This is a genomic window from Massilia sp. SYSU DXS3249, assembly GCF_053668055.1.
The window spans coordinates 79754-104960 of the sequence record NZ_JBSIPX010000005.1 but is presented as its reverse complement, the minus strand read 5'-3'; the positions used below and the strand labels follow the sequence as shown (position 1 = coordinate 104960).

Here is a 25207-nt window from a genome sequence, read left to right as displayed (position 1 = left end):
GCCATCCCGATAACTCTGCCGTTGTTTTTTTGCGAAAAAGATCAGGGCAGGTCAAATTTGTTGAACAGGGCTACGTGGAAGACCTGTTGATGTGGTGGAATGATGGCTTCGGAGTCGCAAAAAATCACCGTGTTTTTGGCGTGCTCATCTGAACCAACGACGACCTCGATCACTCGAACAGACCGGTAGCAAGGATGGCGAGCAGGTTGACAGGCATTGCAGGAAAAACGATTCAAACCGGTTAAGCCATCATGGAAAGCACTCGCCGTTTCAAACGGCCTCGTAACGTATTTCGCGCAGTGCGCAACCTGCGCGCCCGCCCTGAAGGCAATGCCGCGCCGGTCCTGGACGCGGCGGCCCAGGAGGACCCGCAGTACGACACCGTTCCCCACCTTTCGCTCGTGAGCGGCGCCACCGCCGCGGCCGTCGACCAGCCCGTGCCGGACGGCGCCGGCGAGCCGCCGCAGGAGCCCGAGCGCGAAGGCGAGCCGCCACGCGGCAAGGGCCGCGGCAAGCGCATCCTGTTCGGCCTGCTGCTGGTGGTTGTCGCCGCCGGCTCGGCCTATGCTGTCTACGAAACCCGTACCTCGACCCTGCAGGCCAAGGTCTTCGCCCGCATGATGGAGGACGTGCACTTCCGCATGGCCAAGGGGCCGAGCGACGCGATCCGCTTCCCGGCCATGAGCCCCTACGACGCGCGCCTCGGCTACGCGCACCTGCCGACCTACCTGGCCAAGCTGCAGACGCGCGACTACGTCGTCGACGCACAGGCGCGCATGTCGCCGAAGATGCTGGAACTGGCCGACCACGGCCTGTTCGCCACCTACCACGAAAAGACCCGTACCGGCCTCGAGATCCTCGACTGGCACGGCCAGCCGCTGTTCGGCTCGCGCTTCCCCGAGCGCTCCTACGAGCGTTTCGACGACGCGCCGCAACTGCTGGTACAAAGCCTGCTGTTCATCGAAAACCGCGAGCTGCTCGACCCGGCTTACCCGAAACGCAACCCGGCCGTCGAATGGGACCGCTTCTCGAAGGCCGTGTTCGACAAGGTGCTGTCCTCGGTCGGCATCGGCGGCGGCGGGCGCGTCGCGGGCGGCTCCACGCTGGCAACCCAGATCGAAAAATACCGCCATTCGCCGGAAGGGCGCACCGCCTCGCTCGGCGACAAGCTGGTCCAGATGGCCTCGGCCACGCTGCGCGCCTACCGCGACGGCGAAGACACCACCGGCACCCGGCGCCAGATCGTGCTCGACTACCTGAACACGGTGCCGCTGTCGGCCAAGCCCGGCTACGGCGAAGTGAACGGCATCGGCGACGGCATGTGGGTCTGGTACGGCCGCGATTTTGCCAAGGTGAGCAGCATGCTCAAGGGCCGTCTCGACACGCCCGAAGCCGTGCTCGTCTACAAGGAGGCGCTGTCGCTGATGATCGCCCAGCGCCGTCCCGCCTACTATCTTGGCGCCGGCAAGGACGACCTCGAAACCCTGACCGACAGCCACCTGCGCGTGCTGGCCCAGTCCGGCGTGATCACGCCCCAGCTGCGCGACGCGGCCCTGCGCGCCAAGCTGCATCCGGCCCTGCATTCCGGCGTCGAACCGCCGGCCGCCAACGCCTTCGTGTCGCGCAAGGCCGCCAATGCGGTGCGCAACCACCTCGGCTACATGCTGGGCGAGCCGCGCCTGTACAACCTCGACCGCCTCGACATGTCGGTCGTCTCCACGCTCGACGGCCAGGCGCAGCAGGCCGTCACCAACGTGCTGCGCCAGCTCACCAGCGCCGAAGCGGCGCAGGCGGCCGGCCTCACCGGCAAGGGCCTGCTCGGCAACGGCGACCCGGCCCAGGTGGTCTACAGCTTCACCCTGATGGAGCGCGGCGAGAACGTCAACTACCTGCGCGTCCAGACCGACAACTACGACCAGCCGCTCGACATCAACGAGCAGGCCAAGCTCGACCTCGGCTCGACCGCCAAGCTGCGCACGCTCGTCACCTACCTCGACATCGTCGACCAGCTCTACCGCCGCTACGAAGCGCTCGACCCGAAGGCCCTGCGCGAAGCGCGCATCGACCCCAAGGACCGCATGAGCCAGTGGGCGGTCGAGTACTTCCTGGCGCTGCCGGCCAACGCCGACCGCGGCCTGAAGGCCATGCTCGACGCGGCCATGCTGCGCAAGTACTCGGCCAACCCGGGCGAAGGCTTCTTCACCGGCGGCGGCCTGCATTACTTCGGCAACTTCAGCAAGCTCGACAACTCGAAGATCATGACGGTGCAGGAGGCGCTGCAGCAGTCCACGAACCTGGTCTTCGTGCGCATGATGCGCGACGTCGCGCGCTACTACATGTTCCAGCTGCCGGGTTCCTCGGCTGCGTTGCTGGCCGACGCCGACGATCCGCGCCGCGCCCAGTACCTGGCGCGCTTCGCCGACGCCGAAGGCAAGACCTTCCTGGCGAAGTTCTGGAACAAGTACAAGGGCAAGAACCCGAACGAGGTGCAGGCCCTGCTGCTGGCCGGCGTACGCCCGGCCGCCTCGAAACTGGCGGCGGTGCACCGCACGATCGCCCCGACTGCGACCCTGCAGCAGTTCAGCGCCTTCATCGACAATGCGGTGCCGAACGAGGTCGACCCGGAACGCATCGAGAAGATGTACGACCAGTACGCCCCGGCCAACATGTCGCTGGCCGACCGCGGCTATGTCGCCTCGGTGCACCCGCTGGAACTGTGGCTGGTGGGCTACCTGCGCAACCATCCGAAGGCCGGCTGGAGCGAAGTGGTGGGCGCCAGCGTCAAGGAGCGCCAGGAAGTGTATTCCTGGCTGTTCAAGACCAACCGCAAGAACGCCCAGGACAAGCGCATCGCCGGCCTGCTCGAGGTCGAGTCCTTCCTGAAAATCCACGCGCAGTGGAAGAAGATGGGCTACCCCTTCGATTCGCTGGTGCCGTCCTACGCGACCACGCTGGGGGCCTCGGCCGACCGTCCGGCCGCGCTGGCCGAGCTGATGGGCATCATCGTCAACGGCGGCGTGCGCAAACCGGTCGAACGCATCGATTCGCTGCACTTCGCCAAGGACACGCCTTACGAGACCTTGGTCAAGCGTTCCGGCAAGGTCGAGCACGAAGTGGTGCTGTCGCCGGAGGTGGCGCGCACCGTGGCCGACGCCATCCGCGGCGTCGTCTCGGACGGTACCGCCAAGCGCGTCAAGACGGCCTTCGCCCTCCAGGACGGCAACGTCATCGCCCTGGGCGGCAAGACCGGCACCGGCGACCAGCGTTTCGACGTCTACGCGAGGGGCGGACGCCTGATCGAGTCGCGCTACGTGAACCGCTCGGCGACCTTCGTGTTCAACATCGGCGAACGCTTCTTCGGCACCATGACGGCCTACGTGCACGGCCCGCAGTCGGAAAACTACGACTTCACCAGCGCGCTGCCGGTGCAGTTGCTGACCACGCTGGCGCCGAGCCTGATGCCGATGATCGAAGCCTCGCGCGGCGGCGTGTCGGCGCAGCTGCTGCAGCCGCAGCCGCAGAAGGCGGCGCCGCAGTTGGCACAGTCGCAGCCGGTACAGTCGCAGCCGGCGCAATTGCAGCCGGAGGCTGCCGAGCCGCAACCGGCGCAGCCGAAGCCGGAGCCGAAGCTGCAGCCTGCAGAGTCGAAGCCAAAGGCGGCGGAATCGAAGCCGGCGTCGGCAGAGCCAAAGCCGAAGACGGCAGAGGCGAAGCCGGCATCGGCGGAGCCGAAACCGAAGGCTGCAGAGCCGAAACCGAAGGCGGAGTCGAAGCCGGCGCAGCCGAAGCCGCAGCCGAAGCCTCCGCAGGAAGAGCAGCCGGAGCGGCCGCAGACCCTGTTCTGAGGTGAGAAGAACACCGACAGGCGAACGCGCGCGCCAGGCCAGCCGGCGCGCAGTCTCGCGCATCCGCAACTTCAGCTTCGTGTCCCTGCGCGACCTGCTGGTCGCCGCCGGGCCGACGATCGTCCTAGTCGGCATCGCCTGCTTCGTCGCCTGGCTGCTGGTCGACCCGGCGCCCCCGACCCAGGTGCGCCTGGCCACCGGCCAGGAAAACAGCGCCTACGAAGCCTTCGGCAAGCAATACGCGCAGGAACTCCAACGCCACGGCATCGCCGTCACCCTCCAGCCTTCGCTTGGCTCCCAGGAAAACCTGGCACGCCTGCAGCACGGGCAAGCCGACATCGCTTTTGTACAAAGCGGCTCCACCAACGAAGAGCAGGCCGGCAAGCTCGGCCTCGTGTCGCTGGGCAGCCTGTTCACGGAACCGGTCTGGCTGTTCCTGCGCGACTCCGTCAAAACCAATAACCTCACCGGCCTGCGCGGCCTGCGCATCAACCTCGGGCCGGAGGGCACGGGCGTGCCGACCCTGTTCCGCCAGGTGCTGGCCGTGAACGGCGTCGAACCGAACGAGCTGACCATCGGCGCGCTCGAGAACACGCCGGCCACCGTCGAACTGCTGGCCGGGCGCATCGACGGGTTGGTCTTCAGCTCGGCGCCGGAAGCGCCGCTGATCCAGATGCTGCTGCAGACGCCCGGCATCCGCCTGTTCAACTTCGCCCAGGCCGAAGCCTACACGCGCCGCCTGCCTTTCCTCACCCACGTGACGCTGCCGCGCGGGATCGTCGACCTCGGGCGCGACATCCCGGCTCAGGACTACCACCTGATCGCACCGACGGCGACACTGGTGGCGCGGGAAGACCTGCACCCGGCCCTGGTCGACCTGTTCGTCAAGGCGGCCGGCGAGATCCACGGCGGGGCAGGGTGGTTCCAGCAGCAGGGCCAGTTCCCCTCGCCGAAATACACCGAGATCCCGGTGTCGGAAGAAGCGGCGAAGTACTACCGCGACGGCCCGCCTTTCCTGCAGCGTTACATGAGCTTCTGGCTGGCCAACCTGTTCGACCGGCTGTGGGTCGTGGTCGTCGCGCTCGCGGCGCTGGTGATTCCCTTGTCGAAGATCGTCCCGCCGCTCTACGTGTGGCGCGTGCGCTCGCGCGTCTACCGCTGGTACGGGGAACTGCGCGCGGTCGAGCAGGCCTGGGAGGGCGTGCAGGCGGAGGCGAACGAGGCGCAACGCGAGATCGTCCGTGAGGACTTGCTGCGCCGCCTCGACGACATCGAGGAGAGCGTCAACCACGTCTCGGTGCCGCTCGCGTATGCCGATGGGCTGTATGGCTTGCGCGGCCACATTAACATCGTACGGCAGCGCGTGGCGGCGCACTCCGCTGCGCATCCGGGCAACGGCTTGACCGAATAGCAATTCTTGTTGGAATGCGATTACACTGGCGGCCCGTGTATCCGTTCCGAAAGAATTCCATGCGTCGTACGCTTTCCCTCCTGGCCCTGAGCATCGCGCTGGCGCTCGGTTCTTCCCCTGCGCTTGCCGTCAACGCCGCCGGACAGGCCGCCGACGCGCCTGTACCCAAGCGCGACCTGCGCGAGCGCTACACCAAGCACGAGTACCGCATCCCGATGCGCGACGGCGTGAAACTGTTCACGACCGTCTACGTGCCGAAGGACGCGTCGCGCAGCTGGCCCTTCCTGATGCAGCGCACGCCCTACAGCGCCGGCGTGCACGCCCAGGGCGAGCTGCGCTACGGCGTCGACTGGTTCCCGGACGCCATCGGCCCCTCGCGCGAGTTCGAGGACGCCGGCTACATCTTCGTGAAGCAGGACGTGCGCGGGCGCTTCATGTCGGAAGGGACCTGGCAGGAGATGACGCCGCACGGCAAGGCCAAGCGCCTGGCGGGCGAGGGCGAGGAAAGCCAGGACATGTACGACACCGTCGAATGGCTGCTGAAAAACGTCCCCAACCATAACGGCAAGGTCGGCATCCACGGCATCAGCTATCCCGGCTTCTATACCTCGGCCAGCATCATCGACTCGCACCCGGCGATCAAGGCCGCCTCGCCGCAGGCCCCGATCGCCGACCTGTACATGGGCGACGACTCTTACCACGGCGGCGCCTTCATGCTGGCCGCGAACTTCGATTTCTACGCCGCCTTCACCTCGATGCCGAACCCGACGCCGCTACCCAAGACCCGCGCCGATTTCGACTATGGCGAGACCGACGGCTACGACTTCTTCCTCAAGCGCCTGACGCTGCCGAACATCCTGGCGACCATGAGCGACGCCCAGCGCGACCTGCTGGTGCCGACGATCGAGCACGACACCTACGACGAGTTCTGGCAGTCGCGCGCGATCGGCCCGCGCATGAAGAACGTCAAGGCGGCCGTGCTGACGGTGGGCGGCTGGTTCGACGCGGAAGACCCGCAAGGCCCGTTCACGACCTACAGCGCGATCGAGAAGCAGAACCCCGGCATCTTCAATGGCCTGGTGATGGGACCCTGGGTGCACGGCGGCTGGGCGCGCGGCGAGGGCGCGCGCCTGGGGCATGTCGGCTTCGACGGCAAGACCTCCGAGTACTTCCGCAAGGAGCTGCAGTTCCCCTTCTTCGAGCAGCACCTGAAGGGCGTGAAGCCGGCGGCGAGCCTGGCCGAGGTCACCGCCTTTGAAACCGGCAGCAACGTCTGGCGCCGCTACGCCGCCTGGCCGCCAGTGCAGGCCAAGCCACGCACGCTGTACTTTGGCGCCGACGGCAAGCTGGGGTGGACGCAGCCCGCCGCTGGCGGCGGCGCCGGCTTCGACGAATACGTGGCCGATCCGCGCAAGCCGGTGCCCTTCATCGGTTACCCGGCGACGGGCGTGCCCCAGGAATACATGGTCTCGGACCAGCGCTTCGCCGCCAAGCGCCCTGATGTGCTGGTCTATCAGAGCGAGGTGCTGGAAGAAGACGTGACGATTGCGGGACCCGTGAGGCCGAAGCTGTTCGTCTCGACCACCGGCACCGATGCCGACTGGGTCGTGAAGCTGATCGACGTCTGGCCGGCGTCCTACCCGCAACCGCAGGAAGCGCGCCGCAGCGCCGACCCCGCCGCGCCCCAGCTGGCGCTGGGCGGCTACCAGCAACTGGTGCGCGGCAACCCGCTGCGCGGCAAGTTCAGGAACAGCTACGAGAAGCCGGAGCCCTTCACGCCGGGCAAGGTCGAGCCGGTGAATTTCGAGATGGGCCAGGTCAACCACACCTTCCGCCGAGGCCATCGCATCATGGTGCAGGTGCAGAGTTCCTGGTTCCCGCTGGTCGACCTGAACCCGCAGACCTTCACGCACATTCCGAAGGCGAAGCCGGAGGATTTCAGGAAGGCGATCCAGCGCGTGTATCGCGCGCCGGAAACGCCGTCGGGGCTGCAGGTGCTGGTGCTTCCCGCGAACTGAGCAAGGTAGGGTGGACGGGTTCCCCGTCCACCCTACGGGTTATCGCGGCATGCACACGGTCACGCTCCGATCCAGGGCAAGCCCGCCTTGCACCAGCCGCCGACCGTCTTGCGGTGTCCCTCGGCATCACGGTCGCCCTCGAAGCCTTCCAGGATGTCGAACGAATTGGCGTAACCGAGTTCGGTCGCCACGCGTGCGCTGTGGCGCGAGCGCACGCCCGAGCGGCACAGGAAGAGCAGGACCTCGTCCTTACCCGCGACCTGCGCCAGTTGCTCGCCGAACTGGGGATTGGGCTGGCCGCCGGGGTAGGTGGCCCATTGCACCGCCACGTGCTGGGATTCGGGCGCGGCGATGCGGCCGACCCAGTCGCGCTCGGCATTGGTGCGCACGTCGACGATCTTGACCTTCGGATCGGCCTGCAGCAGCGCGAACGCTTCCTGCGGGGTCACGGCGCCGGCATAGGGCTGGCCCGGGGTGCGGGTGCGTGCGGTGGCGAGAATGTCTTCGGTGGTCATGCTGTTCCTTGGTCGATGGAGGCGCACCCGATTGGAGCGGGCTTGCCCAAACGGTGCGCTGTGCCTCAAAATGGTGCGCTTTGTGCAAGTTGCACCAAAGCGGTGCAAAGGATGAGTTGCCCGCACCACGCTGGAGAACCCTGTTACGGAAGATTTTATGGTTAAACTCCCGGGTTGCCAAAGAACGATTGCGCATTTGTTCATGCTCAAGAGCTGGCCAAGTCAGCTGGCACAGTTCATGCATTAACGGTAGCAAGCAGCAGCAGGTAGGATAGAGTCGATCAGCAGCAGGAGCGCCCTTGCGCCCCGAAGCGCAAGGGCGCTCACAGGCTCGTCGCGATGCGACTCGAAACCCCTGTTCGCCCCCCATTTCAATCAGGAGAAACGCATGGCAAAGACCGCCGCAGATGTGATGCAGATGGTGAAGGACAACGAAGTCAAGTTCGTGGATTTCCGCTTCGCGGATACCCGCGGTAAAGAGCAGCACGTCACCGTTCCTGTGTCGCACTTCGACCTCGACAAATTCGAATCGGGCCACGCGTTCGACGGCTCGTCGATCGCCGGCTGGAAGGGCATCGAAGCATCGGACATGATCCTGATGCCGGACCCGACCACCGCGAACCTCGACCCGTTCATGGAAGAGACGACCCTGTTCATGCAGTGCGACGTCATCGAGCCGTCGGACGGCAAGGGCTACGACCGCGACCCGCGCTCGATCGCCAAGCGCGCCGAAGCCTACCTGAAGTCGACCGGCCTGGGCGATACCGCCTACTTCGGCCCGGAACCTGAATTCTTCATCTTCGATTCGATCCGCTGGAAAGTCGACATGTCGGGCTGCTTCGTCAAGATCGATTCGGACGAAGCCTCGTGGTCGACCAATGCCAAGACGGAAGGCGGCAACAGCGGCCACCGTCCGGCGGTCAAGGGCGGCTACTTCCCGGTTCCTCCGGTCGACAGCTTCCAGGACATGCGCTCGGAAATGTGCCTGATCCTCGAATCGCTGGGCATCCCGGTCGAAGTGCACCACCACGAAGTGGCCGGCGCCGGCCAGAACGAAATCGGCACCCGCTTCTCGACCCTGGTCGAGCGCGCCGACTGGACCCAGAACCTGAAATACGTGGTCTGGAACGTCGCCCACAGCTACGGCAAGACCGCCACCTTCATGCCGAAGCCGATCAACGGCGACAACGGCTCGGGCATGCACGTGCACCAGTCGATCTGGAAGGACGGCAAGAACCTGTTCGCGGGCGACGGCTATGCCGGCCTGTCGGAAACGGCACTGTTCTACATCGGCGGCATCATCAAGCACGCCAAGGCCCTGAACGCGATCACCAACCCGGGCACCAACTCGTACAAGCGCCTGGTGCCGGGCTACGAAGCGCCCGTGAAACTGGCGTATTCGGCCAAGAACCGCTCGGCCTCGATCCGCATCCCGCACGTGGCCAACCCGAAGGGCCGCCGCATCGAAGTGCGCTTCCCGGACCCGCTGGCGAACGTCTACCTATGCTTCGCCGCGCTGCTGATGGCGGGCCTGGACGGCATCCAGAACAAGATCCATCCGGGCGAAGCCGCCTCGAAGGACCTGTACCACCTGCCGCCGGAAGAAGACAAGCTGATCCCGACCGTCTGCGCATCGCTCGAAGAAGCCCTCGAAGCGCTGGACAAGGACCGCGAGTTCCTGACCCGCGGCGGCGTGTTCAGCGACAGCATGATCGACGCCTACCTCGAGCTGAAGATGAACGAAGTGCAGCGCCTGCGCATGACCCCGCACCCGGCCGAGTTCGACATGTACTACTCGGCGTAAGCCGGGGCTGAGTGTTGCGCTACGGCATCGAAAGCTGTAAGCGCAGGTAACAAACGCGGGGATGGCCTTGGGCTTTCCCCGCGTTTTCATTTCAATGCGGTATATTCGGCTCATTTCTCTTCCACCCCGCACGCCCTGCCGTGCTGCTTCTACCGATGCGAATGATAAAGATGGGTTTTCGCCGCGGCGCCGCGCTCCTGGTCGGCGGCCTGGCGCTGCAGTGTTCGATGGCGGTCCAGGCCCAGGTGTACCGCTGCACCGACGCCAACGGCAACAAGCTCTACACCGACATGAAGAAGGGTAATTGCGAACTGATCGACGCCGGCCCCGCGCCGCGTCCGCCGGCAGCCTCGCCCATGATCCCGTCGGTGCGTCCGAACAATGCGGCGCCCGCCGCCAGCGCGCCGACGCCAAGCCCGGCCAATTTCCCGCGCGTGGACACTTCCCAGCAGCGTGCGCGCGACGACGACCGCCGCGCCATCCTGAACGAGGAACTCCGGGCCGAAGAGCAGAAGCTGGCCGAGCTCAAGGCCGTCTACAAGAACGGCGAGCCCGACCGCCAGGGCAACGAGCGCAATTACGCCAAATACCAGGAGCGCGTCGGCCAGATGCGCGACGACATCAACCGCACCGAGCGCAACCTCGAAGCGCTGCGGCGCGAGATCGCCAACATCCGATGACCGGGCCGGACAGCGCGCGGCAGCCGGCCCGCTTTGCCGGCCTCGAACTGCTGGCCTCGAGCGTGCTGCTGGTCGATGCGCATGACGGCGTGCGCTATGCCAACCCGGCCGCCGAGAACCTGCTCGACGCCTCGTTCAAGTCCCTCTCGCGCCAGACCCTCGCCACCCTGTTTTCGAATGGCGAGGAGCTGGCCGCCCTGTGCGCCCAGGCCAGGGCCCACCAGTACGCCGACCTGCGCCAGGACCTGGCGCTCGCGCGTCCCGGCCGCGAAACCCTGCACGTGCACGCCATCGCCGGCGCGCTGGGCGAGGGCGAGGTGCTGATCGAACTGCGCGAGAACGTGCAGCAATTGAAGCTCGACCGCGAGGAGCGCTTCCTCGACCAGAGCCAGGCCAACAAGGAGCTGATCCGCAACCTGGCGCACGAGATCAAGAACCCGCTGGGCGGCATCCGCGGCGCGGCGCAGCTGCTCGAACTCGAACTGCCGCCGCTGCACCTGAACGCGCTGAAGGAATACACGCAGGTCGTCATCAAGGAAGCCGACCGCCTGCAGACCCTGGTCGACCGCCTGCTGGCGCCGCACAGGAAGCCCCACATCGTCGGCGACGTCAACATCCACGAAGTGTGCGAGCGCGTGCGTTCGCTGGTGCTGGCCGAATTCCCGAACGGCCTGACGATCCGGCGCGACTACGACGCCTCGATTCCCGAATTCAGAGGCGACAAGGAACAGCTGATCCAGGCCGTCCTGAACATCGTCCACAACGCCGCCCAGGCCCTCGCAAGCCGCATCGCGGCGGGCGACGCGGAGATCGTTTTGCGCACCAGGGTGGCGCGCCAGGTGACCCTGGCCAAGGTCCGCTACGGGCTGGCATTAGACTTGCATATCATCGACAATGGACCGGGCATCGCACCGGAGATCCGCGACCGTATCTTCTACCCGCTGGTGTCGGGCAGGGATGGCGGCAGCGGCCTGGGGCTGACGCTGGCGCAAACCTTCGTGCAGCAGCACCTGGGGATGATCGAGTGCGAAAGCCGGCCTGGACTGACGGATTTCCGGATCCTGCTGCCGCTGCCTTGACTGCATGTTCAATGGGCGCTGCGCATCCGGCCGCGTCCAACGATGAATCGACTGCAGAAAGCACGAATACATGAAACCAATCTGGATTGTCGACGACGATGCATCGATCCGCTGGGTGCTGGAAAAAGCCCTGGCGCGCGAGAACCTCGAGACGCGCAGCTTTTCCAACGCGCGCGACGCCATGCAGGCCTTCGAGAGCGAGACCCCGCAGGTGCTGGTGTCGGACATCCGCATGCCCGGCGAATCGGGCATCGACCTGCTGCAGGCCGTCAAGGCGCGCCATCCGGGCCTGCCGGTCATCATCATCACCGCGTTTTCCGACCTCGATTCGGCCGTCGCCTCGTTCCAGGGCGGCGCCTTCGACTACCTGGCCAAGCCTTTCGACATCGACAAGGCCGTCGCCCTGATCCGGCGCGCGCTCGAGGAAAGCCTGCGCGAAGCCAGCGTGGAGGCCGCACCGGCCGAGACGCCCGAAATCCTGGGCCTGGCGCCGGCCATGCAGGAAGTCTTCCGCGCCATCGGCCGCCTGTCGCAGTCGAACGTCACGGTCCTGATTACGGGCGAATCGGGCACCGGCAAGGAGCTCGTCGCCCGCGCCCTCCACAAGCACAGCCCGCGCGCCCAGCAGCCCTTCATCGCGCTGAACACGGCGGCGATCCCGAAAGACTTGTTGGAGTCCGAACTCTTCGGCCACGAGCGCGGCGCCTTCACCGGCGCCCAGGCGATGCGGCGCGGCCGCTTCGAGCAGGCCGAGGACGGCACTCTGTTCCTGGATGAAATCGGGGACATGCCTTTTGACTTGCAAACCCGTCTTCTGCGCGTGCTCTCGGACGGCCACTTCTACCGCGTCGGCGGCCACCAGCCGGTGAAAGCCAACGTGCGCGTCATCGCGGCGACCCACCAGAACCTGGAACAGCGCGTGCGCGACGGCCTGTTCCGCGAGGACTTGTACCACCGCCTGAACGTGATCCGCCTGCGCCTGCCCAGCCTGCGCGAGCGGCGCGAGGACATCCCCTTGTTGGTGCGCCACTTCCTGGTGCAGAGCGCACATCAATTGGGCGTCGAGCCGAAGCGCATGAGCGAAGGCGCGATGCGTTTTCTCTCCGGCCTGGAACTGCCCGGCAACGTGCGCCAGCTCGAAAACCTCTGTAACTGGATTACCGTGATGGCGCCGGGCCAGACGGTCGAGGTCAAGGACCTGCCGCGCGACCTGACCCAGGCGCCGCCTCCGGGCGCGCCGCCCGCCGCCATGCCGCAGCAGATGGACGTGCAGTCGCCATTGCCCGCGGCCCTGGCGGCTTCGCCGGAGGGCTGGACCGGCCTGCTGGAACTGCAGGCGGCCAGCATGCTCAGCGCCGGCCAGGTCGAGGTGATGGACACGCTCGGCAAGCAGTTCGAGTCGGTGCTGATCAGGGCCGCCCTGAAGCACACCCACGGCCGCAAGAACGACGCCGCGATGCGGCTCGGGATCGGGCGCAACACGATCACGCGCAAGATCGTGGAGCTCGGGATCGACGGGGCGAGGGAGGAGTAGCAGGCGTGGTTTCGTAGGGTGGGCGCCCCGGGCCCACGCGGAATGGTGATCATTGTGGGCACCATTCACGGCACAATGCTAACGCGTGGAGATGCCCCTGGGCTTGTGTCCTAATCAGGCGCTAACTTGATGCCATGTTTGAGGCTAACTCTGCGCACAGTTCCGCGTGGGCCCGGAGCGCCCACCCTACGGAAAGGCCCCCGGATAGTGTAAGCTCTCGCATCCGCCGCCCCATCCATTCACCCATGCTGATCAACTGCGTCGCCTACCAGGAAGGCAAGAAACTGTCCGATATCCCGGTCGAGGATATCAGCGAATACCTGAAGCAGCCCGGCTGCTTCGTCTGGGTCGCGCTGCGCGACCCGGAGCCGCAGGAGCTGGCCGCGATGCAGGAGGAATTCGACCTGCACGAACTGGCCATCGAAGACGCCTCGCGCGGCCACCAGCGGCCCAAGCTCGAGGAATACGGCGACTCGCTGTTCACGGTCGTCCATACCGTCAACCTGAACGGCGACGAACTGGTGGCGGGCGAAGTCGCCATCTTTGCCGGGCCCAACTACGTGCTGTCGGTGCGGCGCGATGCGGCCCAGGGTTTCCTCGGCGTGCGCAAGCGTGCCGAGCGCGAGCCGCGCCTGCTCCAGATGGGTTCCGGGTTCGTGCTGTATGCGCTGATGGACGCCGTCGTCGACCGCTACTTCCCGGTGGTCGACAAGCTCGAATCCGACCTCGAGTCGATCGAAGACCGCATCTTCGGCGGCCAGGGCGCGCAGCGCGACAACATCGAGCACCTGTACGACCTGAAGCGCAATACGCTGGTGCTGCGCCACGCCGTCATCCCGCTGCTCGACGCCGTCGGGCGCCTGCACGGCGGACGGGTGCCGACGATCGCCTGCGACACCCAGGATTATTTCCGCGACGTCCACGACCACCTGCTGCGCATCTCGGGCCGGCTCGACACCATCCGCGACACCATCGCCACCGCGATCCAGGTCACGCTGTCGATGGTCACGATCGAGGAAAACGACATCAACAAGAAGCTCGCCGCCTACGCCGCGATCTTTGCCGTGTTCACGGCCTTTGCCGGGGTATGGGGCATGAATTTCGAATTCATGCCGGAGCTGAAGTGGAAGTACGGCTACCCGACCGCGGTCGGGCTGATGTTCGGGGTCTGCGGCTATCTCTACTACCGCTTCAAGAAAGCAGGCTGGCTATAGCCGGTCAGGCGGGGACGGCCATCTCCACCGCTTCGGCCGTTTCGGCCGACACCACGCGGTTCCTGCCCGATGCCTTGGCACTGTACAGGGCGCTGTCGGCGCGGTTGATCGTTTCCGAAAAACTTTCGCCCTGGCGGAACTGGGCCATGCCGATCGACACCGTCACCCGGGTCAGCGAACCGAGTTCGCCCAAGGGCAGGGTAGCCACCCGCTGGCGGATGCGTTCCGCGAACGCCTCGGGATTGAAGCTCTCGCAGCTTTTCAGGATCAGGATGAATTCTTCCCCGCCATAGCGGCCGAAACAGTCGTTGTCTCGCACTTCGCTCTGGATCGACTTGGCGACCGCCTGCAGGACCAGGTCGCCGGCGGCATGGCCCAGGGTGTCGTTGATCTGCTTGAAGCGGTCGAGGTCGATCAGGCAGACGTGGAAGGTGCCGGCGTTCGCCTGCGCGCCTTGCTCCTCGTCCGCCATGCGCTCCCAGATGTAGCGGCGGTTGAAGATGCCGGTCAGCGGGTCGCGGATGGCGAGCTGGTGGATGACGCCGTTGGCGTCCTGCAGGCGCCGTAAGGCCTTCTTGCGCGACGCGTCCACCATCAGCACGAAGCACACGATGCCCACGCCGAGGAAGAGCAGGCTGAAGGTGTACAGGAAGTCCATGTATTCCTGCACGTTGACGGCCGTGCTCACGCTGTCGCCGTACAACTGGTATAAGGCGACCAGGCCGGCGGTCGAGATGCCCAGCCAGCACAGGCCCGAGCGGACGCTGCCCAGCAGGATGGCAACGGTCGGCATGGCGATGAACCACATGCTGCCCGGAGAATTGACGCTCGCCAGGAACATGGATTCGTAGAGCTTGAATACGAACAGGCTGATCAGGAAACTCTCGCGCGCGATCGAGAGGCTGGCGGTCTTCCAGTAGATCCAGGGCGAGGCGATCATGACGACGCCGGCCAGGGCCAGGGACAGGGCAAGTTCCCAGATCCCGAAAAATGCGAACTCGGCAACGAAACAGGCAACGACCGGCACGGCCAGCAGGGCCAGGTTGAGCAGGCGGGCGATGTCGTCCGCTTCCTCCGAATTCGGGTCGACGTCAGGCGGCGTGACGCGCGCCAGCAAGGACGAGTAGCCGCGTTGGAGGAATCTGGTCAACCGCTCCATATGTGTCACCGTGTAACCAAGGATGAATAGGACGGGATATTATAGTTTGTTGCAAGTTGGAAATATGTACTGATTCAAACTTTTTATTCCCGAGTGTAGTTTTTTGGCGAGCGCCGGCCGGCTGGCCAGACTTTCAATTGCGCCCGGCCGTGGCCGCACTGCCGCTTGTGGCCGCAATGATCAGCGCAATCGCCAGCCACTGCACGGTGGACAGGCTTTCCCCGAGCACGACATACCCGGCCAGCGCGCCGATGGCCGGGCCGGCGCTGACCAGGATGCCGAACACGCGCCGCGGCAGGCGCGCCAGCGCCGCCATCTCGAGCGAGTAGGGCAGGATGCTCGACAGCACGGCGACCGCCAGCCCCATCGCCAGCACGGCCGGCGAAAAGAGGGCATTGCCGGACTGCGCCAGCCCGACGGGCACGGCGCACAGGGAGGCCACCAGCATGCCCCAGGCCACCGCATGGCCGCCTTCGAGCGTGGAGACACGCTTGCCGAACACGATGTACATCGCCCAGCAGAAGGCCGCGCCCAGCGCCCAGGCGACGCCGATTGGATCGAGGGGAGCGCCCCCGCCGTACAGGGGAGAGAGCAGCCACAGCCCGACCGCGGCGCAGGCGACCCAGGCCACGTCGAGCGCGCGGCGCGAGGACAGCAGCACCAGCGCCAGCGGGCCGGTCACTTCGATGGCGATCGCCACCCCGATCGGGATGCGGGCAAAGGCGGCATAGATGGTCAGGTTCATGCAACCGAGCATGAGCCCGTAGACGAGCAGGTTGCGGGCGTCGGCCCGCGAGGGAAGGCGGCGCCAGGGGCGCCAGAAGGCCAGCAGCAGGCAGGCGCCGAGGCCGACGCGCAGGGCGGTCACGCCGGCCGGGCCGACTAGCGGGAACAGGCCCTTGGCAAAGGCGGCGCCGACGTTCACCGACACCATCGACGCCAGGATGGCAAAAGCCGGCCCCAGGGCCGGCTTGTGATCGTCTGCGCCGGCGGGCGTCAAGCCCGGTCCTGCAGCGCGGGCACAGGGATGCCCATCGCCAGCGCCACCGCTTCGGCCACGCGGATGCCGTCCACGGCCGCCGACATGATGCCGCCGGCGTAGCCCGCGCCTTCGCCGGCCGGGAACAGGCCGCGCGTGTTCAGGCTTTGCAGGTCGTCGTCGCGGCGCTTGATGCGGATCGGCGACGAGGTCCGGGTTTCGACGCCGGTCAGCACCGCGTCTTCCTTGTAGTAGCCCTTGATCTGTTTATCGAAAGCGACGAAGGCCTCGCGCAGCGCCGTGATCGCGTACTCGGGCAGGGAAGGGGCGAGGTCGGTCAGGTGCACGGCCGGGCGGAAGGACGGGATCACCGAGCCGAACTCGGTCGAAGGGCGGCCCTTCACGAAGTCGCCCATCAGCTGGCCCGGCGCGTCGTAGTTGCTGCCGCCCAGCACGTAGGCGCGCGACTCGAGCTCGCGCTGGAAGGCGATCCCCGCCAGCGGATTGCCCGGATAACCCGGATAGTCTTCCGGCGTGATGCCGACCACGATCGCGCTGTTGGCGTTGCGTTCGTTGCGCGAGTACTGGCTCATGCCGTTGGTGACGACGCGTCCCTCTTCGCTCGATGCGGCGACCACGGTACCGCCCGGGCACATGCAGAAGCTGTAGACCGAGCGTCCGTTCGAGGCGTGGTGCACGATCTTGTAGTCGGCCGCACCGAGGATCTTGTTGCCGGCGTTCGGGCCGAAGCGGCAGACGTCGATCAGCGACTGCGGGTGCTCGACGCGGAAGCCGATCGAAAACGGCTTCGCTTCCACGTAGACGCCGCGCGCGTAGAGCATCTCGAAGGTGTCGCGCGCGCTGTGGCCGACCGCCACCACGAGGTGGTTGGTGGCGATTTCTTCGCCATCGGCCAGCACCACGCCGCGCACCTGGCGCACGCCGTTTTCCTCGCTGATGAGGATGTCGTCGACGCGGGTCTTGAAACGGATTTCTCCGCCCAGCGCCAGGATCTCGGCGCGCATCTGCTCGACCATCTTGACCAGGCGGAAGGTACCGATGTGCGGCTTGCTGACGTACATGATTTCTTCCGGCGCGCCCGACTTCACGAACTCGGTCAGCACCTTGCGTCCGTAATGCTTCGGGTCCTTGATCTGGCTGTACAGCTTGCCGTCCGAGAAGGTGCCGGCCCCGCCTTCGCCGAACTGTACGTTCGACTCGGTATCGAGCTTGCGCTTGCGCCAGAAGCCGAAGGTGTCGACGGTGCGCTCGCGCACGATCTTGCCGCGTTCCAGCACCAGCGGATTGAGGCCCATCTGGGCCAGGATCAGCGCCACGAACAAACCGCAGGGCCCCATGCCGATCACGACCGGGCGCGGGGTGCCGGCGGGCGGGCGCGGCGCGTCGACGAATTTATAGCCGGTGTCGGGCGAGGGCAGGATGTACTGGTCGCCCTTCATGCGCTTGAGCACCGCGGCTTCGTCCTGGACTTCGACGTCGATCGCGTAGATCAGGACGATCGCCGCCTTCTTGCGCGCATCGTAGCTGCGCTTGAAAACATTGAAATCGATCAGGTCGCCGACCGCGATGCCGAGCCGCGCAACGATGGCGTCGCGCAGGGCATGGTCGGGGTGGTCGAGGGGAAGCTTGAGTTCGTTAATTCGAATCATGTGAGTCGGTCGCAGTCCGGCAGGGCCAGAAAATCAATCCTCTATTTTACCGTTGATCCGCTTCCTCAACAAAAGCCGTATTGCCGCGCGCCGACATGCATGTGTTGCGCGGCAGCAGGTGAGCTGTTTGCAGGAAACGCGCAAGGAATGCACCCGTTTGGCAAGCGCATGCACGCTAACGGTGCTGCGCTGCAACACGGCAAGTCATTGATTTTCTTAGGAAAAGAGCAGTGTTGTTTATATGGGTGTAAATATAGACAACTTTCTTTTAATCATGTTTCTATACATATGTCTGTGACGTTTTTTAAATGCAACACGACGTCGGGACAGCTGCGCCAGGGAGGGAGAAGGCGGCGCAGCGAAGTGATTCGTAAAAAAACCCATACCAGACCGTGCCAGTTTGGGCGGTCAACAACAAAAATAGGAAATCACATGTTGATGAAAAAGACAGTCCTGGCGCATGCCTTGACCATCGCCTTTGCTGCTTCGGTGGCATCGTTGTCGGGCACCGCCCATGCAGCCTCGAACTCGGCAGGCGACATTGCGGGCCGCGCCGGAGCCGGTACGGTCATCACGATCGAGAACAAATCGATCGGCTTGACGCGCACGATCACGGTCGGCCAGAAGGGCGACTACCAGCTGACCATGCTGCCGCCGGGTACCTACCTGGTGCGCGCAAAGCGTCCCGACGGTACGACGGAAGAGCGCCAGGTCGCGGTGCAGGCCGGCGAAGGCACCTCCGCCAACTTCGAAGCGACGGCCATGAACACGGTCGTGGTCACCGGCCGCGTGTCGCGCATCGACGTCAAGTCGCCGGAGTCGAGCATGGTACTGAGCGAAGCGGCGATCGACCGCATCCCGGTCGCGCGCGACGTGACCGCCGTGGCCCTGCTGGCGCCGGGCGCGACCCGCGGCGACGCGCGTATCGGCCAGACCACCCTGCGCGCCGGTAACGTGCCGTCGCTGGGCGGCGCATCGCCAGCCGAGAACGTCTATTACATCAACGGCTTCAACGTCACCAACATGCTCAACGGCGTGGCGTTCAACCAGGTGCCGTTCGAGGCGATCGCCTCGCAACAGGTCAAGACCGGCGGCTACGGCCCGGAATACGGCCGTTCGCTCGGTGGCGTGCTGTCGGTGACGACAAAGCGCGGCACCAACGAGTGGAAGGGCGGCGCCAACATCATCTGGGAGCCGGAGAGCCTGCGCGGCGACTCGATCTACACCGATGCGGTCGACCCCAGCACCGGCGAATGGACCAAGAAGAAGCGCGCCGGCGGCATCGACGACAAGAAGGCCAACCTGTGGGTGGGCGGTCCGGTGGTCGAGGACAAGCTGTTCATCTTCGGCCTGGTACAAGGCGCCGACATCGAGCAGAAGACCTATGGCGTCAGCGACCAGACCATAACCAAGAGCAATTCGCCGCGCTACCTGGTGAAGGCCGACTGGAACATCAACGACAGCAACACCCTTGAACTGACTGCCTTCGACGACGAAAGCACGGACAAGGTACGCACTTATCTCTCGCCGATCCAGTACGGCACCCAGCGCGGCGCCGAAAAGCTGCCGGACGAATACACCACCGGCGGCCAGAACTACATCGCCAAGTACACCTCGTGGCTGACCGACGATTTCACCATCTCGGCCATGGCGGGCCTGGGCCGCTATAACCGCGCATCCGTGATCGGTTCGGCGGCCTGCCCGTGGATCCGCGACGATCGCACCGCGACCCGCGTGCGCCTGGGTTGCGCCACGACGACGCAGATCATCGATCCGAACGCCAACGACGAGCGCAGGGCGATCCGCCTCGATGCCGAGTGGAACCTTGGCGACCACGGCCTGCGCTTCGGCCTGGACAACGAGGAGTACAAGGTCGTGGACGGCGTCAAGACGCCCGGCGCCGCGATCATCCAGATCAAGACCCTCGCTCCGGGTTCCGACCTGCCGAGCGGCTACCTGAACAACACCGGGGCGCCGATCGACTACCTGCAGGTGCGCAACTTCGAGAACGGCGGCGCCTTCACCACCAAGAATTCGGCGTTCTACCTCGAGGACAACTGGCAGGTCACGAAGGATGTGATGGCCTCGATCGGCCTGCGCAGCGAGTCGTTCGAGAACCTGAACGCGGAGGACAAGACCTTCATCAAGGTCGACAACACCATCGCGCCGCGCTTCGGCGTGTCGTGGGACGTCAGGGGCGACCAGAGCACCAAGGTCTTCGCCAACGCCGGCCGCTACTACATCCCGGTGATGTCGAACACCAACGTCCGCCTGTCGGGTGCCGAACTCGACTACACCGATTACTTCGTCTATACCGGCACCAACGGCAGCGACCAGTTCCAGCTTCCGGGCCGCGGCGCCCAGCTGGGGACCCGTACCGTCAGCGGCGACGGCACGGCGGGCGATCCACGTTCGGTCGTCGATCCGAACATCAAGCCGATGTACCAGGACGAGTTCATCGTCGGCGCGCAGCAGGCGCTGACCAACCGCTGGACCGTCGGCGCGAAGGCCACCTACCGCAAGCTGCAGAAGGTGATGGACGACATGTGCAACGGTCCGGGCGCCAACGAGTGGGCGCTGGCGAACGGCTACAACGCCGACCAGGCTGCCATCATCGGCGATGCAATCGACCATTGCTTCCTGTACAACCCGGGCGGCGACCTGACGGCCAACATCGACCTCGACGACGGCAAGGGCTTGACGGCCGTGACCATTCCGGCTGCGGCGCTGGGCTTCCCCAAGCCTGAGCGCAAGTACACCGCGCTCGAAATCACCTTTGAAAGGGCATGGGATGGCGTCTGGAACCTGCAGGGCTCCTACGTCTGGTCCAAGTCGCGCGGCAACACCGAGGGCTACGTCAAGTCGGACATCGGCCAGGACGACGCCGGCATCAGCCAGGACTGGGATTACCCTGGCCTGATGGAAGGTTCGTACGGCGACCTGCCGAACGACCGTCGCCATACCTTCAAGATCTTCGGCGCCTACCAAGTACTGCCTGAGCTGCGCCTGGGGGCAAATGCCATCATCCAGAGCGGCCGTCCGCTGAACTGCCTGGGCTACTATTCGGGAACGCTCGATACCGTGTCGATCCTGTACGGTTCCTCGTCGTTCTACTGCAACCGCACCCTGATCCCGCGTGGTACAGCAGGCCGCCTCGAGTGGACGCGCGAACTGAGCCTGCAGGCAACCTACGAGCCGAAGTGGCTGAAGGGCACCACGTTCTCGGTCGATGTCCTGAACGTTTTCAACGCCCGTGGCGTCACCCAGGTGAACGAAGCAGGCGAAGCGGCGCGTGGTACGCCGAGCCCGAACTACCTGCAGCCGGGCGCCTTCCAGGCCGGACGCAGCTTCCGCTTCATGGCGCAGTACGAGTTCTGATCCCGTCCCAAGGACTGGCCCGAACGGCGAAGGCCGTACCGGGCCAGCCTGTAGGTGACAAGGCCGTGGCATGCAATTGCAGTCCACGGCCTTTTTATGAGCTATCAAAGCTTTTTTCGCTCGAAACGCCGCGTACGCTCAGCCTGACTTTCCAGTGTGTTGCTTTTATACCACCTGTCAGCATTGACGTTGACACATGCTTTTCGGAATGTTCATATGCATATGTTTTCTTAACGGCAAAGTTGCAAGAAATCAATACAAGTAATCCTGTTTCGCGCCTGTAAAGAGGACAAACTTTCTCCGTCTGAAAAACGTCTCTTCAGCCAGTCTGGTCCGGCTGAGTGGTTCCAGTTGTTGCATTGCTCCAAATAAAAACACGAAATATCACTTTAAGTGGGAGATTTATGTTGCAAACACAAAAACAGAAGTCGAGGGTCGCCTTGCTGCGCCGTTCCGCCATGTCGGTCGCCATCGGCATGTGCTTCATGGGTGCCGCACTGGCTGCCGAAACCGGCGGCCTGCGTATTTCCATTACCAATTCGCAGGGTGCTCCGGTCGCCGGCGCGACAGTCCGGATCAGCTCGCCAAGCAGCCTGGTGACCAAGACCGCCGTGACCGAAGCGGACGGTTCGGTCCGCGTGGCCGGCCTGGACGCGGCATCGGACTACAAAGTGGAAGTGGTCGCACCCGGCTACTCGAGCTTCACCGCCACCGAAGTCGCGGTGGTCAGTAACCAGAACCCGAGCGTGACCTATACCCTGGACGCACCCGCCGCCGCAGGCGCAGCGGCCGGTGCGGCGGGCGTGCAGCAGGTGGTCGTCTCCGGCTCGCGCCTGGTGCGCGTCGACACCACCTCCGCCACCGTCGGCACCATCCTCAACCTGGGCGTCGTGGAATCGCTCCCGACCGGCCGCAGCTACCAGAGCTACCTCCAGCTCGTGCCGGGCGTGAAGCCTTCCGCGGGCGGCAACCCGGCCTCGAAGTCCGGCGTGAACTATTCGGACATCGACGGCGCCACCGGCACCTCGTCCGACAACGTCTACATCCTCGACGGCGTCGACGTCACCGACCCGAGCACCGGCACCTTCGGTTCGAACATCAACTCCGAGATCATCCAGGAACAGCAGATCCTGACCGGCGGCATCCCGGCCGAGTTCGCGGGCGGCTCGGGCCTGGTGTCGAAGGTGATCACCAAGTCGGGCGGCAACGAATACCACGGCTCGGTCAACTACTACTTCCAGAACGACAACCTGGTGGCGGACAGCAAGCACGCCACCGCTTCCGGCTTCTCGACCTACGATGCGGCCGTCACCCTCGGCGGCCCGATCATCAAGGACAAGCTGTGGTTCTTCGGCTCCTACCAGAAGAAGGCGCGCGAGACCGACGTGCTCAATTCGGACACCAACGAGTACATGCGTACCGTCGACCGCGACGACCAGCTGGGCTTCCTGAAAGTCACCTGGCAGGCGACCGAAAACGACCGCCTGGTGGCCTCCTTCTTCAACGATCCGACCGAGACCACCGGCAGCACGACTCCAACCGTGCTGAACAACCGCGACACCCGCCGCAAGCAGGGCGGTGACAACTACAACGTCCAGTACACGCGCGACATGGGCAACCTGCGGTTGAATGCCTACGCCTTCCGCCACATCGGCGAAGTGTCGGATTTCGCCGCCAGCCAGGACCCGCGCAATACCGTCCTGTTCCGCAACGCCGGGACCGTGCCGCTGGCGTCGAGCCAGCTCGGCGGCTTCGGCGTGGACACGATTTCGGAACGCAACCGGGACGAAGTCGGCTTCAATACCGAATACTTCCTCGAGACGGCCAACGGCGGGACCCATACCTTCAAGGGCGGCTTCCTGGTATCGAAGAACAAATACTACGAGGATGCCCAGTACACCGGCACCGGAAAAGCGCAATACACGTCGATCACCACCGGCCTGGCCGGCACCAGCCTGACCGATTTCTTCGGTGCGGGCTGGAGCGGCAGCAAACCGGTCGCCGCCATCGACGTGCCGCGCATTATCACGGCGGTCAACGCTGCACCTGCCGGAGACCGCGCCGCCTTCTACACCCTGCTCGACACCGACCGCGATGGCACCATCTCCGACGCGGAAGTACGCGCGCTGCGCTTTACCAGCAGCGCCGGCAACCCGGGCGGCCAGATCAACCAGTACCGCGCCGTCGAGACCGTGGCTGCGCCGTACAGCGTGGAAGCGACCGGCAAGGCTGCCTACCTCCAGGATACCTGGACCAAGGGCAACCTGACCATCAATGCCGGCCTGCGTGCCGAGGAGTGGGTGCACAAGGATTCGAAGGGCAACCAGTCGGCCAAGTTCGACTGGAAGGTCGCGCCGCGCCTGAGCGTGGTGGTCGACCCGAACGGCGACGGCCGCAGCAAGATCTGGGGCTTCCTGGGCCGCTACTACGACCCGATCCGCACCAACATGTCCGACTTCGCGGGCAACCTGACCGGTCCGGTACAGGAAGAGCAGGTCTTCGTCGGCGACCGCTGGTTGACCTTCCGCACCCGCGGCGGCGAGAAGACCCCGGATGCCGTGTTCGCGCCATCGACCAAGACGCCGTACACGGACGAGTTCATGCTTGGCTATGCGACCAACCTGGGGCGCGATTACACCGTGTCGCTCGCCTACACCAAGCGCCGTACCCGCGACATCCTGGAAGACTACGACCTGCACCTGTATTCGGACCCGACCAATACGCGCGACATGGAAGGTTATGCGGCCCCAAGTTCCGCCTTCTACCTGCCGTATAGCTACTTCGGCTTCCCGGAGGCGCCGAATGCGAACTACGTCCTCGGCACGCTCAAGGGCGGCAAGCGCGACTACCAGGGTATCGAGCTGAGCCTGACCAAGGCCAAGCGCGAAAACTGGCAGGGCGCGGCCTCGTACACCTGGAACGATGCCAAGGGCAACACCAACTCGGATAGCAACGCGGACTTCCAGGGCGACTGGATCGCGCTCGATCCACGCGCTCCGAACGCCTACGGCAAGCAGCCCGGCAACATCGAGCATCAGTTCAAGGCCTACGGTACCTACTTCTTTAACAACGGACTGGAACTGAGCGGCGTGTTCAACTGGAACAGCGGCCTGCTGTACACCCGAGCACAGCTGATTTCGAGGCGCTACCTGCCGGAGATGTCGGCGTTCCCCTACTACGTCGGCGACACGCTGGACACCTGGATCTTGCCGGACTCCATCGGCAGCCAGACCGGTCCGTCGTACTACACCTTCGACATGCGCCTGAAGTACACCTACAAGCTGGCCGGCACCCAGAAGGTCGAGCTTTTCCTCGACCTGTTCAACGTGCTCGACAAGCAGTCGGGCACCGCTGCGCAGGCCCTGGTCAACAGCAACACCAAGTACCAGTTCGGCCAGTCGAACACCTTCGTCGAACCACGCCGCCTGTACGTCGGCGCCCGTTATTCGTTCTGATCCGAATAGCATCGACGCCTGAAGCCGGCCCCATTCGGGGCCGGTTTTTTTTGTGCAGCGGGCAGCGTATCTCCGCAAGGTCGAGTCCCGGCTCCACGCCACAGACAGGCGCTGTATCGCCATCCTGTCCATTTCACGCATGCCGCCTCCGGGCGGCATTTTTTATGCCTAGAAGAAATTTCCCAAAATAAAAAGGACGACAGAATTTTTAATGTCCTTGCGGAAACAAAAGATGTGCCTTCTCAATCTGTTGTTTTGGCATCGTATGTATGGCACGTTCAATTGACAGCCGGACTTTCGACATGGTTTTATGTATTTATTCAAATAACGTTTGATTTGATTCAAGCGGTAATTGAGACTGCCTGTGCTAATTCGCCGGGCATAAAAAAATAGCAGGGCAATGAAATGCAGCGTAACGGGGTGATATCCATCTTCCCGGGCCGACTGCTGCCTCCAAAAGGCGATA

14 protein-coding genes are annotated in these 25207 nt (G+C 64.8%); 10 read left to right on the top strand and 4 right to left on the bottom strand.

Annotation, left to right across the window (positions count from 1 at the left end; genetic code table 11):
* The first annotated feature begins 251 nt into the window (after nt 1-251).
* From ACWCIA_RS08140 to ACWCIA_RS08130, 3 genes are read left to right on the top strand one after another with little or no spacing between them, the layout of a single operon-like run.
* Nucleotides 252-3845: a transglycosylase domain-containing protein gene (locus tag ACWCIA_RS08140; protein ID WP_454162198.1), complete on the top strand. Its 3594-nt coding sequence runs from the start codon at nt 252-254 to the stop codon at nt 3843-3845.
* A gap of 1 nt (nt 3846) precedes the next feature.
* On the top strand, nt 3847-5256 hold the full coding sequence (locus tag ACWCIA_RS08135; RefSeq protein ID WP_454162196.1) for a TAXI family TRAP transporter solute-binding subunit: 1410 nt from the start codon (nt 3847-3849) through the stop codon (nt 5254-5256).
* Between the two features lie 59 nt (nt 5257-5315).
* Nucleotides 5316-7274 (top strand): CocE/NonD family hydrolase, encoded by a 1959-nt coding sequence (locus tag ACWCIA_RS08130; protein ID WP_454162194.1) that lies wholly within the window; start codon nt 5316-5318, stop codon nt 7272-7274.
* Nucleotides 7275-7333: 59 nt separating this feature from the next.
* Here the strand turns inward: ACWCIA_RS08130 and ACWCIA_RS08125 are convergent, their stop codons facing one another.
* The gene (locus ACWCIA_RS08125; RefSeq protein ID WP_454162192.1) at nt 7334-7789 is read right to left on the bottom strand and encodes a rhodanese-like domain-containing protein; all 456 of its coding nucleotides are present in this window, start codon (nt 7787-7789) and stop codon (nt 7334-7336) included.
* Nucleotides 7790-8177: 388 nt separating this feature from the next.
* Here ACWCIA_RS08125 and glnA point away from each other — a divergent pair, with 388 nt between their 5' ends.
* From glnA to corA, 5 genes are all read left to right on the top strand, one after another.
* Complete coding sequence (gene glnA, locus ACWCIA_RS08120) at nt 8178-9593, top strand: type I glutamate--ammonia ligase (RefSeq protein WP_454162190.1); 1416 nt, start codon at nt 8178-8180, stop codon at nt 9591-9593.
* Between the two features lie 170 nt (nt 9594-9763).
* Nucleotides 9764-10273, top strand: coding sequence for a DUF4124 domain-containing protein (locus tag ACWCIA_RS08115; RefSeq protein WP_454162188.1), 510 nt, complete (start codon nt 9764-9766; stop codon nt 10271-10273).
* Complete coding sequence (glnL, locus tag ACWCIA_RS08110) at nt 10270-11352, top strand: nitrogen regulation protein NR(II) (protein WP_454162186.1); 1083 nt, start codon at nt 10270-10272, stop codon at nt 11350-11352. The genes ACWCIA_RS08115 and glnL overlap by 4 nt, the downstream gene beginning before the upstream one ends.
* A gap of 70 nt (nt 11353-11422) precedes the next feature.
* Nucleotides 11423-12886, top strand: coding sequence for a nitrogen regulation protein NR(I) (ntrC, locus tag ACWCIA_RS08105; RefSeq protein WP_454162184.1), 1464 nt, complete (start codon nt 11423-11425; stop codon nt 12884-12886).
* Nucleotides 12887-13131: 245 nt separating this feature from the next.
* Nucleotides 13132-14100 (top strand): magnesium/cobalt transporter CorA, encoded by a 969-nt coding sequence (gene corA, locus ACWCIA_RS08100; RefSeq protein WP_454162182.1) that lies wholly within the window; start codon nt 13132-13134, stop codon nt 14098-14100.
* 4 nt (nt 14101-14104) lie between these two features.
* Here the strand turns inward: corA and ACWCIA_RS08095 are convergent, their stop codons facing one another.
* From ACWCIA_RS08095 to ACWCIA_RS08085, 3 genes are all read right to left on the bottom strand, one after another.
* A complete protein-coding gene (locus ACWCIA_RS08095) occupies nt 14105-15250 on the bottom strand; it encodes a GGDEF domain-containing protein (protein WP_454162180.1) in 1146 nt (381 codons plus the stop codon).
* 142 nt (nt 15251-15392) lie between these two features.
* Nucleotides 15393-16259, bottom strand: coding sequence for an EamA family transporter (locus ACWCIA_RS08090; protein WP_454162179.1), 867 nt, complete (start codon nt 16257-16259; stop codon nt 15393-15395).
* Nucleotides 16256-17908, bottom strand: coding sequence for an NAD(P)/FAD-dependent oxidoreductase (locus ACWCIA_RS08085; RefSeq protein ID WP_454162177.1), 1653 nt, complete (start codon nt 17906-17908; stop codon nt 16256-16258). The genes ACWCIA_RS08090 and ACWCIA_RS08085 overlap by 4 nt, the downstream gene beginning before the upstream one ends.
* 438 nt (nt 17909-18346) lie before the next feature.
* Here ACWCIA_RS08085 and ACWCIA_RS08080 point away from each other — a divergent pair, with 438 nt between their 5' ends.
* Nucleotides 18347-21286, top strand: a complete 2940-nt coding sequence (locus tag ACWCIA_RS08080) for a TonB-dependent receptor (RefSeq protein ID WP_454162175.1) — start codon at nt 18347-18349, stop codon at nt 21284-21286.
* A 404-nt stretch (nt 21287-21690) separates the two neighbouring features.
* On the top strand, nt 21691-24741 hold the full coding sequence (locus tag ACWCIA_RS08075) for a carboxypeptidase regulatory-like domain-containing protein (protein ID WP_454162173.1): 3051 nt from the start codon (nt 21691-21693) through the stop codon (nt 24739-24741).
* The last annotated feature ends 466 nt before the right edge of the window (nt 24742-25207 follow it).

Excerpts from the sequence above, each read along its gene's own strand:
- ACWCIA_RS08075 (WP_454162173.1), top strand. The coding sequence starts at position 21,691 with ATGTTGCAAACACAAAAACAGAAGTCGAGGGTCGCCTTGCTGCGCCGT.
- ntrC (WP_454162184.1), top strand. The coding sequence starts at position 11,423 with ATGAAACCAATCTGGATTGTCGACGACGATGCATCGATCCGCTGGGTG.
- ACWCIA_RS08140 (WP_454162198.1), top strand. The coding sequence starts at position 252 with ATGGAAAGCACTCGCCGTTTCAAACGGCCTCGTAACGTATTTCGCGCA.
- corA (WP_454162182.1), top strand. The coding sequence starts at position 13,132 with ATGCTGATCAACTGCGTCGCCTACCAGGAAGGCAAGAAACTGTCCGAT.
- glnL (WP_454162186.1), top strand. The coding sequence starts at position 10,270 with ATGACCGGGCCGGACAGCGCGCGGCAGCCGGCCCGCTTTGCCGGCCTC.
- ACWCIA_RS08080 (WP_454162175.1), top strand. The coding sequence starts at position 18,347 with ATGAAAAAGACAGTCCTGGCGCATGCCTTGACCATCGCCTTTGCTGCT.
- glnA (WP_454162190.1), top strand. The coding sequence starts at position 8,178 with ATGGCAAAGACCGCCGCAGATGTGATGCAGATGGTGAAGGACAACGAA.
- ACWCIA_RS08115 (WP_454162188.1), top strand. The coding sequence starts at position 9,764 with ATGGGTTTTCGCCGCGGCGCCGCGCTCCTGGTCGGCGGCCTGGCGCTG.
- ACWCIA_RS08130 (WP_454162194.1), top strand. The coding sequence starts at position 5,316 with ATGCGTCGTACGCTTTCCCTCCTGGCCCTGAGCATCGCGCTGGCGCTC.
- ACWCIA_RS08125 (WP_454162192.1), bottom strand. The coding sequence starts at position 7,789 with ATGACCACCGAAGACATTCTCGCCACCGCACGCACCCGCACCCCGGGC.
- ACWCIA_RS08085 (WP_454162177.1), bottom strand. The coding sequence starts at position 17,908 with ATGATTCGAATTAACGAACTCAAGCTTCCCCTCGACCACCCCGACCAT.